This is a genomic window from Lactobacillus gallinarum DSM 10532 = JCM 2011 (assembly GCF_001434975.1).
GTDB classification, from domain to species: Bacteria; Bacillota; Bacilli; order Lactobacillales; family Lactobacillaceae; genus Lactobacillus; species Lactobacillus gallinarum.
Map to the genome: position 1 here is coordinate 35515 of NZ_AZEL01000021.1, position 11669 is coordinate 47183.

An 11669-nucleotide genomic window follows, 5' to 3' on the forward strand; every position below is an offset into this window, starting at 1 on the left:
AGTTTTTGTTTTTTTATTTTATAAAAATTTTTTTGAAATATCTATTTATATATAACCTGCTTGAACTATGCTTACATCAAGCCATAAACCAATTATTATCAAAAATGGCTATTGCTATATTCATGTAGGCTTGGTATATTTTATAAAAATAAAATTTAAACAAAATCTTTGAACTTACTTGAAGTTGTCATTGAAAGGGATGAATGGAATGAGAAAACTTACAACTTACGAGATTTTACGCGAGGAATTAACTAGAGGTATTATTACCAAATACTCTGTTACCCAATTTTGCAAGGCTACTGGCATGAGCCGCGGCGTCTTTTATAATACTTATACTGGATTAACCGATTTATTTTGTAAAAGTATTCAAGCAGAAATTAGAACCCATTTCCGTGAATATGGTGATTGCCAATCTAATCAATTGGTCTTCGCCTTTCTTAGACAAATTGGCAATGATCGTCTTTTCTACACTAACATTTATCGTCTAACTCGAAAAAAGCACACTAATCATATCTGCACTCAAATTAATCGCACACTTTTTACAGAGATGCAAAAGCACCTTTTCAATAGCGATTATTCCAATAAACATATTAAGAGCATGACTAACGTTCTTCTTACCCACATCACTAATTGGATCGATCACGGCTGCGATGCTCAAGTCCTTGACGTTTACACTGATGTAGAAATCATTCTGCCTAAATAAAAAACGCTGCTAGCTCATAGCTGGCAGTATTTTTTATTATATGCGTTTAATCATGTGATCGTATGTCCGATCCCCAATTGTCATTGTCTTTTCAGTTTGATAGCCCTTGTGCTCATATAATCGTTGCGCACGTGGATTTTCTTGATCAACATTTAAACTCAAAATATGATAGCCCTGCTTAGCCGCAACTTTTTCAGCTTCATCAAGCAAGTGACTAGCAATCTTTTCTCCCCAATGATCAGGATCAACCGCTAAGGCATCAATATACCATTCATGTGGCCAAGCTTCTTGATCTGAAAAGATCACCGTTGAGATTGGCAAGCCTGTTTTTGCATAATCATGACGCAAGACTATATCAATAATCTTTTGATCCTTGTATGGGTACATATCAAGAATACCGACTACTTTACCCGCTTTCTCACTTACCCAGATACGGCGGTATGAGTAGCGGTAATCCTCTGAGATAAAACCTAATTTCATCAAACTATAAAATTGATCCTCTGGTAACTTTTCAATCGTCTCCATCTGCATTTCATCAAAAATCTGCTTCAAAATTGGATATACAAATGGAAAATCTGTTTTTCTCGCTCTTCTAATCATTATTCTTCCCTTTCATGCTTTTTACTATAAGTATAAGCCTAATTTTCGTTAAAACAAAAACTATCATTTTTGAAACTTATATGGTGTATTATAAGTAGATAAAGTAAGTGCTTACTTTAATATATATTTTAGAAATGAGGTGTTGTTGTGATATCAAATACTGAAATTGATTGGTTTTCCTTCAATGAAAATATAAAATACCACACATCTAAAGACACCCATCAAGCCAGGAGTCATGCGTAAAAGGCGCTTGATTCGTGGCTTGGATACAAAAAGACGAGGATTACAATTGTAGTCCTCGCTTTTGGTTTTAATCTTATTTTCCAAATAAATCCGCATAAATTTTATCAGCGCTATTACTCAAATCGCCATACCGACTGCTATCTGTACTTTGCAAAATCACTGCATTTTGCCCATCTTTAGAAATGCGTAAAAAGTTGCAATAGCCATAACCATTACCGTTAGATTCGTAATGGTTATTTTTAGTGTACAGACCCCCGCGGTAATGTGAAGTATTATTTCCAGGAGCGTAAATGATGTCTTTATTTTGCGAAGATAGCAGCTTGCCATTTAGTAAATCTAAACTTACCTTATACAAATCATCATTCGACATGGCAACACTACTCGCATAATCATTCCTGCCGTTAATTCCTTTTGCACGGAATTAATTAAATAAGCGGAATTCGCGTTGCCTACCGTTGTATACTGCCATATTCGTTGTTTATTTTTATAATTTCTTACCTAATTCCTTGATGTACTTACGAAGAGCATCGCGTGTCTCTGGGTGAGTTAAACCATATTGAATAGAAGTTTCAAGGTAACCTTCCTTATTACCCACATCAAAGCGTTCGCCCTTAAATACATGGGCAAATACACGTTGAGTCTTGTTCATGGTATCGATGGCGTCAGTTAATTGTACTTCGCCGCCACGACCTGGCTTTTGGTGTTCCAGAATGTCGAAAATTTCAGGTGTCAACAAGTAACGGCCGATAATTGCCAAGTCACTTGGAGCCTTGTCAACAGCTGGCTTTTCCACAAAGTTTTTAACATTGTATAAATCAGGTTCAATATTGCCATCTGGAGCAATTACACCATACTTGGAAACTTCCTTGTGTGGCACCTTCATAACGGCAATGGTTGATGCGTGAGTCTTGTCGTAATCATTGATCAATTGCTTAGTCAAAGGCACCTTGTCCTTCATCAAGTCGTCGCCAAGCATAATCACGAATGGTTCACCAGCTACGAAGCTACGTGCACGGTAGACGGCATCCCCCAAGCCAGCTGGGTGTGGTTGACGAGTGTAGTACAAGTTCACACCCAAATCAGTAATTTCTTGGGTTAACTTGAGCAAACCAGACTTACCGGTCTTTTCCAAATCTTGCTCCAATTCAGGATTAGAGTCAAAGTGGTTTTCAATCGCACGCTTATTTTTACCAGTAACGATCAAAATATCTTCGATTCCTGAAGCCTTTGCTTCTTCAACGATAAATTGAATGGTTGGCTTGTCAACAATTGGCAACATTTCCTTAGGCAATGCCTTAGTTGCTGGCAAGAATCTAGTACCTAATCCTGCTGCAGGGATAATCGCTTTTCTTACTTTCATATTTCTATACCTTCTCCAAAGATTATAATTAAATATATTTTAAAATATTCTTTAAAATTTTGCTCGTTTTCTGCAGATTTGCAGATTAAAATGATGACCAGATTAATCAATCATCATCTGTATCGTCGCCATTGATAATATCCGCAAAACCGCTTTTAACATCTTTATTAGCTGTTTCTTTAACAGCAATATAATTTCCATTGGTCGTTTGATCAACCAACACAATAGGTTGATTATCATGAACACAGAATAGATACGTTATATGTTGTTCAGCATCGTCATCATTATAATTAAAGATCGAAACTACCTGATAATCATATTTTTTCTTTAATTCTGGATCCCATCCGATATCGATACTTTCGCTTTCATCAGCATCTTTGTCACTATCATCAACTAGTTTCATTTTTCCATCTTAAAAATATCTGGATACTCCTCGCTAGCTCTAGTCTTTAGCTGCTCATCACCAGTATATTCATCACAATCCTGGTCCATCTTATCGCCAAAATCACTCATAAAATCAGATAATTTTTCTTCTTTGGAATCATTCCACGATAACTTACTAGTATCTTCTGTACCACTTTTGGTATTTTTATCTGATGATTGTCTATTATTCTTTTTTTGCACAGAAACTTTTACCTTTTTACCAATATTTTGTACATCTTTTTTACATGAGCTATGTGCTACTTTTTTAGCTAAAGCACGAAAATATACAGGTTGTGTAGCGCCTTTTTTACTATCTACAAAAGTAATTTGTGCCCTCTGAGGGTGTGATTTATATCAGATACTACATAACCGACCTCTGGCGTTACTACATATACTGCTCCTTGTGCAGGAGCTTTTACATTATAATCACCAAAATCATATTCAGGATATGAAGTAATATTTAAATCACCATTTTGCGCGTTATCAAACGCTTTTTCCCAATCGGGATTATCTTGGAAATTCATATGAGCAAATGCAATAGTGAATTCAGCCGTATCATGTGCTGTCATTTTATCGCTATTATAGCCTATTGATTCAGCAGCCTGATCAACAGCCTCTCCTTTTTTATGTCCAACAAAAGGAATAGAATTAGCATAATTACTATTCTGGCTTTGTAAAGTAAAGAACACGACTCCAACAGCGGCAAGTACTATTGTACAAGTTGCAATTATTAAGCAATTACGTCGAATTCTACTATTTTCCTTTTGCTTTTCGCTCCCAATAATCGGTTTTATCCTAGATTTATTTTGATCGCTTAAATTAGTACCACATTGATCACAAAACTTATCATTGGCATCGATTTTTGAACCACATTTTGGGCAATATTTCATTTTTCTCCTCTTTTTAATCCATTAGCTTTTTGTTTGCCTTTTCTTCATTATCTTTATATTTTTGTGTAAAGTGCTCTGCTTGAGCAGGCGTCTTAAAGTAAACTCCAGCAATAGCACCTGATGCTCCTACCAAACAAGGTACTCCATCAAGTGTAGTTAAATTATAACCCCATGCATCCACTTCTAAACTTTCAGCTGGTACAATCGAAATACTGTCACTTTTATTTTCAACAGCAATAGATTTCCCGTGATATTTCTCACCAAATTTCTTTTAATTCTTTTTCACTATTTGGACGCTTATTTAATTTATAAATTGTTTTTCCATTAATTGCATTAGAACTAATTTGGACCTTACTATTTAATTTCTCTGTGAACAACCCAGCAGCATACCATGTTCCTTGTAATGCAGGTGAAATAGAGGTTACTTCTATTTCACCATTATTATCCTTCTTTTTAACAATTCGATTAGAACTAGAAGATTGAGCTGAAGAACTTGATGAACTATTTTGTTTAATATTATTTTGCGCCATCCGCTTTTCAAGGTTCATCTTCTGACTAATTTTCTTAGCCTTTGCTAATCCTCCATGCTTTTTTACATATTGATAAACTTTACTTACATTTACTTTAGCCAATTGACGTGTGTTATCACTTAAAATTACGGCTCCTTGACTAGGATGGTCTTGATTAGTAAAGATAATTGCAGCTTCTTTATTTACAATATACAATGCCTGTCCTTCATCTGGTGTAAGTGTATAATTGTCAAAACTATATTCAGGATAATGATCAACTTCAAGATCACCATTATTCGCTTGTTCATAAACGTTAGTCCAATTTTGATTATCTTCATACTTTAAATGAGCATATACAATTGTTAACCCTGCAGCTTCGCGAATTGACAAATTAGCTACACTAGTTTTTGCTTTTGAAGATACATGATGGGGCACCACTTCTTTTTGTGTATGATTATTAAAGTAATACAACCCGGTTTTGTTAATAATGCCCTCTTAAAGTACACTTTATCATTAACAAAACAGCACTTTTGTTAATAACATTTATACTTGCTACTTTTCTGTTTCCCCATACTTTTTATCAAAATTAGTCAAATTTACAGGGACATGTGCAACTTCCACATGACTTTCATCGCCATTAATATATTTGCGATAGACTTTCAAAGCTTCTAAAATTGTAGATTCTGACATAATTATCTCTTCCCTAATTTTTATCCGCGTCTTTCACCATTTAAACGACAATTCTCCAGATAATCATCTATTCCATTCTGAAAATCATCTCTTAACTCATCAATATTCTTTCCCTCGTAAGAAATAATTGCATTCTTCAAGCCTAAAACATGACCAAATGAAGTATCGTCTTCTGTTTCAATCGTACCTTTATAGCCTTTGTATTCGAGAGTATTCATAATCAATTCCTCGCTTTTTAAAACAAAAAGCACCCATCAATCAAAATGAGTGCTTAAGATTTCTTCTCAACTAATTACCCCAGACCAACTTAGAAAGCTTATCTCTTCTGCTCATGTTTCTGTCGGCTTTGTGGTTTCTTTTAGCTGCAGATTTGCTCTTATAATACGTATCTACCCAAGTATCCACACCTACATAGAGAGTTTTACGGTTATTAGTAACATACGCAGCTGATGTTTGGTCGTGTGGGACACATATCCACATTCTATTTCCCTTAGTCTTAATTAACAGGTGCGAACTAAAATAATCTAAACTGCCTTCGGCATTAAATGCCCGTTTAGTATATTTATAGACTCCTCCCTTGCCATCAGCACAACCATCTAAATTAATTTCGGTACGCGTGATCTTGAAGGGCTTAACTTTCCCATTACCCCAATATCTATACCAAGTGCCGCGGAACTTCTTAGGCACTGTAGTCTTTTGAAAAACAGATGTGTTTACTTGCTCAGGTTGATTAGTTACCCAAATTGCTGAAACAGCCAACAATATCCCTGCTAAAAAAGCTAAAATTCTTTTTTATCTTCATATTTTTCTCCTTATTACTCTTCATTTTTAGTATAAACCCGATCAAGCTTGCAAAAACATGAAAATTTCCATCCATGCAGAAAAACGCCGACTCCAGCGATCGGTACTAATTTTTTGCACGTTACTTAGTTTTATTTTTTGGTCAAAACACTATTTTAGGTATTATTTCCATACTAATTAAGATAAAATATTTCTTATTATTGAATTCTTTAACGAAGATGTTAGAATAGGAGATAGTTAAGAGTTGTGGTATCTCTGAGGAGACCACTGCGGAATAAAAACCTCCTATTCATGATGAGAATAGAGGTTTTTTTCTTGCAAAAACAATTTAAAACTTTAGATGAACAGATCTTACTTTTACAAGAACGCGGATTAACAATTCCCAACGTTGAAAAAGCTAAACGATACCTACTAACTAATAATTATTACAACATTATTAATGGCTATGGTAAATACTTTCAAGATACTACAGATCATTATATTACCGGTGCATCTTTCAATGAGATCAGTAACCTATACTTTCTTGAAGAAGAAATAAAGAAAGGTGTATTTAATGCTGCTCTTCAAATTGAACATCATTTAAAATCAATTACTGCTTATCACTTTGCAGAACAGTATAGTGACCAAACATATGCATTTTTAAATCCATCCTCATATAACCAACAAAAACTAAGTGATGCATGTAGAACCATTAATAAATTTTCGAATATCCTAAAAATAAACATCACCGATCATACTAGCCCTATTTATCACTATGTATCTGAATATCATGATATTCCAATCTGGGTGATCATAGATCACTTGGATTTTGGAGGGTTATATCATTTTATAAGAGAATTACCAGACGCAATTCTTAATAAAATAGCAGCCGATCTTACTCCATTTTTCTCCGAAAATAATAATGGTACCAATCCCGGTCAGACATTCACCCCTGCTATAATGCTTAATTTCATGAAGAATATTTTAGAAATACGAAATGTATGCGCACATAATAAAAGAATAATTGAGTTTGCTTGTCATGCAGATGCAAAATATTTTTCATATTTACACGATCAATACTCTATTCAAGTTAATGATACTCGTAAAGACTTCTATAACACCTTCATTATCATGCAATGTTTTCTAAGTAAAACTGAATTTGGTATTCTCAATAATACTCTTAAAAAGAGATTTAAGAACTTAAGCAATAAACTAAATACCATCACCATAAATGATATTTTTCAAAAAATGGGTTTCCCCCAAGATTGGCAGTTAAGAGCCCCACTTCCACAATAAACAGATAATTCAGCATATTACGTACATAACTAATCAAATAGGATCAATATTTTCCCATAAAAAAACACCAGCCCCAACAGCTGGTGTTAATTTTTTCACTATATTACTTCTTCTCCAACTCATGCGCGAGCTCAATAATATACTTCTTCAAAGCATCGTGGGTTTCGGGGTGGCGCAAACCATATTGGATCGAGGTTTCAAGGTAGCCTTCCTTGTTGCCGACATCGAAGCGTTGGCCCTTGTACACGTGGGCAAATACGCGTTGCGTCTGGTTCAAAGTATCGATAGCGTCGGTCAATTGAATCTCGCCGCCGCGACCTGGCTTTTGATTTTCAAGAATGTCAAAAATCTCAGGTGTAAGCAAATAACGACCGATGATGGCGAAGTCACTTGGCGCCTTATCTACGGCAGGCTTTTCGACGAACTTCTTAACGTTGTAAAGATCCTTATCCAGCATGTCGCCAGGGTCAATCACACCATACTTGGATACTTCTTCCTCGTGTGGCACCTTCATCACGGCAATCGTTGAGGCGTGCGTCTTGTCGTACTCATCGATCAGCTGCTTGGTCAGCGTTACCTTGTCACGCATCAAGTCGTCGCCGAGCATAACGACAAAAGGTTCTTCACCGACGAAGCTACGGGCGCGATAGATGGCGTCGCCTAATCCGGCGGGATGCGGTTGACGCGTGTAGTACAAGTTAATCCCCAAGTTGGTGATGTCTTGTGTCAACTTCAATAACTCGGTCTTGCCGGTCGCCTCCAAATCTTGTTCAAGTTCTGGATTTGAGTCAAAATGGTTCTCAATTGCTCGCTTGTTTTTGCCGGTTACGATTAAAATATCTTCAATCCCTGCAGCCTTTGCCTCTTCGACGATGAATTGAATCGTTGGTTTATCAACAATTGGTAGCATTTCTTTAGGCAAAGCCTTAGTCGCAGGCAAAAATCGGGTTCCGAGCCCTGCAGCAGGAATAATTGCTTTTCTTATCTTCATGATTAATCCCCATAATACACATTCACCTTAATAATACTAAAAATAAAACTCAGAGATACTCTACGGCTTCAATACAAATATAAAATCACTTTATTACACTATAACCTCTTTTTTTAATCAATTTATCCGTTTTTCTAATCATATATCTTAAAAATTTAACGATATCTTCTGCATATTTTTCTGTATCTTCAATACTTATACCACGTGTACCATCAATAAATGAAGTATTACCATGTGCAAGGCTGTTTCTGGTATTTTTAATCTTATACAGCTCAGTATGATATTTATTGTAATTCTTTTCAGCAAATTTAATTTTCATACTATGTTTTTCAAAAATTCTTTCTATATTTTTATAGTCTGCATTTCCTGATAAAGAAAAACTTTTAATATCTAAATTCACTTTTTGCTTATTTAATATATCGTCTATTAATTCAGCCGATTCTCTTTTTATTTTATCCCCACTTGAACCCTTAAAACGATATTGTCTGATCAATTTTTGATAATTTTGATTTAAGTCCTCATAAGTTAGATCTTCCATATTTATTTGGCGATAAACCTGAGTTATAAGTGACCTAATAGTATCTTCAATTAAGTTATACATCATCATAAATGCATTTGATCTAAGTATAGGGATAATATCGCTGGCATAATGTTTTTTTTCTAAATTATTTAGCTGTTTTCTTAAGTAGTCACCATATTTATTATCTGTCTCAATATTTATAATCTTGTTTAGTTTAATCAATGTTCTTATATAAAATCTGAGCTCAGAAACTCGTGTATTAAACTTATCTAATTCCATTTTCTAACAAATAATTTTCAACAAATTCAATCCTCTTTATTATTTTTGGCCGACTATTACTTGCATCAGAAGTTGTATACTCTTTAAATTCTGATGTTTGAACCATATTTAATACATCTTCTTTTCTTATTTTTAATTTTGGATCCTTTTTTAAAGCTAAATTTGTACCCACAGATATTGCCTCAAATCTAACTCTAGGCGTCATATGAATCCCATTATTATGAAAAATATCTTTAGGATAGAAATCATCTATAAACTTAAATGTATTTTTAAATTCCTTCTCAAAATCTTCCTTTGCACCAACAGTATATTTTTCTCCACTTTTTTCAATAAAACTATTAACAAAGCTTCTAACACTATGTTTAAAATTTTTATATTCATGAGAATAAGCAAAAAACCTAGATGCTAATTCAACATTTTCTTTTCTTTTTAATTTAGCGGCTGACAAATCTATTAATCGTAAAAATGTTTTATCATTTGATAACTTATTAATTAATTGCATAAAAGGATTCAAAATTTCAACACCACTTCGTACTTCAGCATCATTAGCTCGCAAAGACGAAGTATTGATTCGATTAAACAAATCTATTTTTGTTTTCTCATCAGTATTTTTTCTAAGAACTATAACTCTTAATGAATTCATAGGAAATCTATTCTTTTCAGATTCAGGTAAATCTTTAAATTTAAATCCATTTAAATCTGTTAATTTTTCTAATTTTTCAAGTATAAGCTTATTTTGCATAAAAGATACTAATGTTGATATACGTTGTAACCCGTCTACTATTTCTAATTTACCTTCATCTGTATCCGCTAAAAACAACATTGGGATAGGATAACCTAATAATAAGGATTCAATAAATCTTGCTTGTCTTCTTTCATCCCAGACTAATTCATTTCGTTGATATCTTGGTCTAAAAAATTTCCTACTTTCATAATTTTGAACCAAATATTCAATAGGATAATCTCTTGTATCATAACTTACTTCTTGCTGTAATTTATCAATCTGATTACGTGCTTTCTTTTTTTTATTTTCATCCATTTTTCATACCTTTTAAAATACTTTGTCCAATTGCTTCTCCTAACTTCACAGGTACAGCATTCCCTATCATAATTCCTAGGTCCTTACCTGAAATAGGGTGATCATCATCAAAAAAGCAATAATCTTTAGGAAAGGTCTGTAGCATTGCACCCTCTCTAAAAGAAATAGCTCTATTTTGCTCTGGATGACCAAATCTACCATTTCCATATCCATAAAATTTAGTAGTTATGGTTGGGGCTGGTTCGTCCCATTTCATTCTTCCATATACTGAAGTATATGATCTGCCAGACTTTTTTCTATAAGCTTTTAATATTAACTTATCATCCCAGTCATGCCAAGTTCCACCAGGTTTAGACTGTTTGATTCTTTCTAAATTTATTTTATTTAACTTAGGCGAATGATGCATTTTATCATGATCATCTATTTCGCCTGCTTTTATCTTAGGTAAATCCGCGATAGTTTGTCTTACAGTAGGATAATTATCAGCATTAAACAATGGAGAGATTATATCAAGATTTAATTTTTTGCTTGCCAACAAAACTAATCTTTTTCTTTTTTGTGGTACACCGTATTTCGGAGCATAAACTACATGCCAATTTACTTTATATTCTAATTTTTTTAGTGTATTAACAAAGGCTTTAAAGATCGGCTCTTTTGCTAATTGAGGTACATTCTCCATAGATACAATATCAGGTTCTATATCCTCCACTATCCTGGAAAATGTATCTAAAAGATCCATTTTATTTCTGGTTACATCTGTTCCTTTATATCTATAACTATATGAAGAAAACGGCTGACACGGTGCGCAACCCACCAAAACTTTTATATCCGTATCTTGAGGATATAAATCATCTATAAACTCACTCTTTACCTTTTTTAGATCTGCATGAATAAATTTTGCATTATTATTTTTTTCATAAGGGAATTTACACTTATTTTCAATGTCTATTCCTGCTACCACATTAATTCCAGCGCTTTGAAGTCCCGCTGTTAATCCGCCGACTCCACAAAAAAGATCAACTGCATTAATCTTCATTAAATTACTCCTCTATAAATATTGTGTTAACATTTAGATTTTTTGTATTTAAAACATAAATTCCTTTAACTTGGAAATATCACTAATTAAAAATATATCTCATCTTTAAAATTTAACTCTGTACCTTGTTTTTAGTATACATTTTTATTTTTTCATTGACCAATCATATTTTCTTAAAACAAAAGCCCCACCAACCTCAACCAAGGAGATTGTCGGAGCCAGCTACACTATCTACGACTTAACAAACATATAAATTACGCGTGGTGCTAGTTAAATCGTTTTAGTTAACAAAAAAAGTCCAATCTTGTTA

17 protein-coding genes are annotated in these 11669 nt (G+C 33.8%); 2 read left to right on the plus strand and 15 right to left on the minus strand.

Annotation, left to right across the window (positions count from 1 at the left end):
* Positions 1-208 precede the first annotated feature (208 nt).
* Positions 209-703, plus strand: a complete 495-nt coding sequence (locus FC37_RS03605) for a hypothetical protein (protein ID WP_025006023.1) — start codon at positions 209-211, stop codon at positions 701-703.
* Between the two features lie 36 nt (positions 704-739).
* Here the strand turns inward: FC37_RS03605 and FC37_RS03610 are convergent, their stop codons facing one another.
* The 11 genes from FC37_RS03610 to FC37_RS03650 all read right to left on the minus strand — a co-directional run bounded on the left by FC37_RS03610 (position 740) and on the right by FC37_RS03650 (position 6177).
* Positions 740-1303, minus strand: a complete 564-nt coding sequence (locus FC37_RS03610; protein WP_025006024.1) for a GNAT family N-acetyltransferase — start codon at positions 1301-1303, stop codon at positions 740-742.
* Between the two features lie 316 nt (positions 1304-1619).
* A complete protein-coding gene (locus FC37_RS03615; RefSeq protein WP_025006025.1) occupies positions 1620-1916 on the minus strand; it encodes a hypothetical protein in 297 nt (98 codons plus the stop codon).
* A 114-nt stretch (positions 1917-2030) separates the two neighbouring features.
* The gene (galU, locus tag FC37_RS03620; protein WP_025006026.1) at positions 2031-2906 is read right to left on the minus strand and encodes a UTP--glucose-1-phosphate uridylyltransferase GalU; all 876 of its coding nucleotides are present in this window, start codon (positions 2904-2906) and stop codon (positions 2031-2033) included.
* Positions 2907-3012: 106 nt separating this feature from the next.
* Positions 3013-3309, minus strand: a complete 297-nt coding sequence (locus FC37_RS03625; RefSeq protein WP_025006027.1) for a DUF4767 domain-containing protein — start codon at positions 3307-3309, stop codon at positions 3013-3015.
* Positions 3306-3530: a DUF4767 domain-containing protein gene (locus FC37_RS10925; RefSeq protein ID WP_025006028.1), complete on the minus strand. Its 225-nt coding sequence runs from the start codon at positions 3528-3530 to the stop codon at positions 3306-3308. The genes FC37_RS03625 and FC37_RS10925 overlap by 4 nt, the downstream gene beginning before the upstream one ends.
* A gap of 113 nt (positions 3531-3643) precedes the next feature.
* A complete protein-coding gene (locus tag FC37_RS03635; protein ID WP_025006029.1) occupies positions 3644-4219 on the minus strand; it encodes a zinc-ribbon domain-containing protein in 576 nt (191 codons plus the stop codon).
* 13 nt (positions 4220-4232) lie between these two features.
* Positions 4233-4400 carry a hypothetical protein gene (locus FC37_RS10565; RefSeq protein WP_155830897.1) on the minus strand — a complete coding sequence of 56 codons (168 nt, stop codon included), beginning with the start codon at positions 4398-4400 and terminating at the stop codon, positions 4233-4235.
* A 76-nt stretch (positions 4401-4476) separates the two neighbouring features.
* A complete protein-coding gene (locus FC37_RS03640) occupies positions 4477-5163 on the minus strand; it encodes a hypothetical protein (protein WP_156400653.1) in 687 nt (228 codons plus the stop codon).
* Positions 5164-5280: 117 nt separating this feature from the next.
* Positions 5281-5418 (minus strand): hypothetical protein, encoded by a 138-nt coding sequence (locus FC37_RS10250; RefSeq protein WP_155830898.1) that lies wholly within the window; start codon positions 5416-5418, stop codon positions 5281-5283.
* A gap of 20 nt (positions 5419-5438) precedes the next feature.
* Entirely contained in the window at positions 5439-5636 is a 198-nt protein-coding gene (locus FC37_RS03645) for a hypothetical protein (protein ID WP_025006031.1), read from the minus strand.
* Positions 5637-5706: 70 nt separating this feature from the next.
* Positions 5707-6177, minus strand: a complete 471-nt coding sequence (locus FC37_RS03650) for a hypothetical protein (protein WP_236697265.1) — start codon at positions 6175-6177, stop codon at positions 5707-5709.
* Positions 6178-6534: 357 nt separating this feature from the next.
* On the opposite strand from FC37_RS03650, the gene FC37_RS03655 reads away from it, so the two are divergent.
* A complete protein-coding gene (locus tag FC37_RS03655; RefSeq protein ID WP_025006033.1) occupies positions 6535-7494 on the plus strand; it encodes an Abi family protein in 960 nt (319 codons plus the stop codon).
* Between the two features lie 103 nt (positions 7495-7597).
* On the opposite strand, the gene galU (FC37_RS03660) is transcribed toward FC37_RS03655, so the two are convergent.
* From galU (FC37_RS03660) to FC37_RS03675, 4 genes are all read right to left on the minus strand, one after another.
* Positions 7598-8485 (minus strand): UTP--glucose-1-phosphate uridylyltransferase GalU, encoded by an 888-nt coding sequence (gene galU, locus FC37_RS03660; RefSeq protein WP_025006034.1) that lies wholly within the window; start codon positions 8483-8485, stop codon positions 7598-7600.
* Between the two features lie 85 nt (positions 8486-8570).
* On the minus strand, positions 8571-9284 hold the full coding sequence (locus FC37_RS03665) for an MAE_28990/MAE_18760 family HEPN-like nuclease (RefSeq protein ID WP_025006035.1): 714 nt from the start codon (positions 9282-9284) through the stop codon (positions 8571-8573).
* Positions 9271-10323 (minus strand): DUF262 domain-containing protein, encoded by a 1053-nt coding sequence (locus FC37_RS03670; RefSeq protein ID WP_025006036.1) that lies wholly within the window; start codon positions 10321-10323, stop codon positions 9271-9273. The genes FC37_RS03665 and FC37_RS03670 overlap by 14 nt, the downstream gene beginning before the upstream one ends.
* A complete protein-coding gene (locus FC37_RS03675) occupies positions 10316-11359 on the minus strand; it encodes a DNA cytosine methyltransferase (RefSeq protein ID WP_025006037.1) in 1044 nt (347 codons plus the stop codon). Before FC37_RS03675 ends, FC37_RS03670 begins: the two co-directional genes overlap by 8 nt.
* Positions 11360-11669 lie beyond the last annotated feature (310 nt).

Coding starts and splice junctions, on each gene's coding strand:
- FC37_RS03605 (WP_025006023.1), top strand. CDS start 209: ATGAGAAAACTTACAACTTACGAGATTTTACGCGAGGAATTAACTAGA.
- FC37_RS03610 (WP_025006024.1), bottom strand. CDS start 1,303: ATGATTAGAAGAGCGAGAAAAACAGATTTTCCATTTGTATATCCAATT.
- FC37_RS03615 (WP_025006025.1), bottom strand. CDS start 1,916: ATGTCGAATGATGATTTGTATAAGGTAAGTTTAGATTTACTAAATGGC.
- galU (WP_025006026.1), bottom strand. CDS start 2,906: ATGAAAGTAAGAAAAGCGATTATCCCTGCAGCAGGATTAGGTACTAGA.
- FC37_RS03625 (WP_025006027.1), bottom strand. CDS start 3,309: ATGAAACTAGTTGATGATAGTGACAAAGATGCTGATGAAAGCGAAAGT.
- FC37_RS03635 (WP_025006029.1), bottom strand. CDS start 4,219: ATGAAATATTGCCCAAAATGTGGTTCAAAAATCGATGCCAATGATAAG.
- FC37_RS10250 (WP_155830898.1), bottom strand. CDS start 5,418: ATGTCAGAATCTACAATTTTAGAAGCTTTGAAAGTCTATCGCAAATAT.
- FC37_RS03645 (WP_025006031.1), bottom strand. CDS start 5,636: ATGAATACTCTCGAATACAAAGGCTATAAAGGTACGATTGAAACAGAA.
- galU (WP_025006034.1), bottom strand. CDS start 8,485: ATGAAGATAAGAAAAGCAATTATTCCTGCTGCAGGGCTCGGAACCCGA.
- FC37_RS03665 (WP_025006035.1), bottom strand. CDS start 9,284: ATGGAATTAGATAAGTTTAATACACGAGTTTCTGAGCTCAGATTTTAT.
- FC37_RS03670 (WP_025006036.1), bottom strand. CDS start 10,323: ATGGATGAAAATAAAAAAAAGAAAGCACGTAATCAGATTGATAAATTA.
- FC37_RS03675 (WP_025006037.1), bottom strand. CDS start 11,359: ATGAAGATTAATGCAGTTGATCTTTTTTGTGGAGTCGGCGGATTAACA.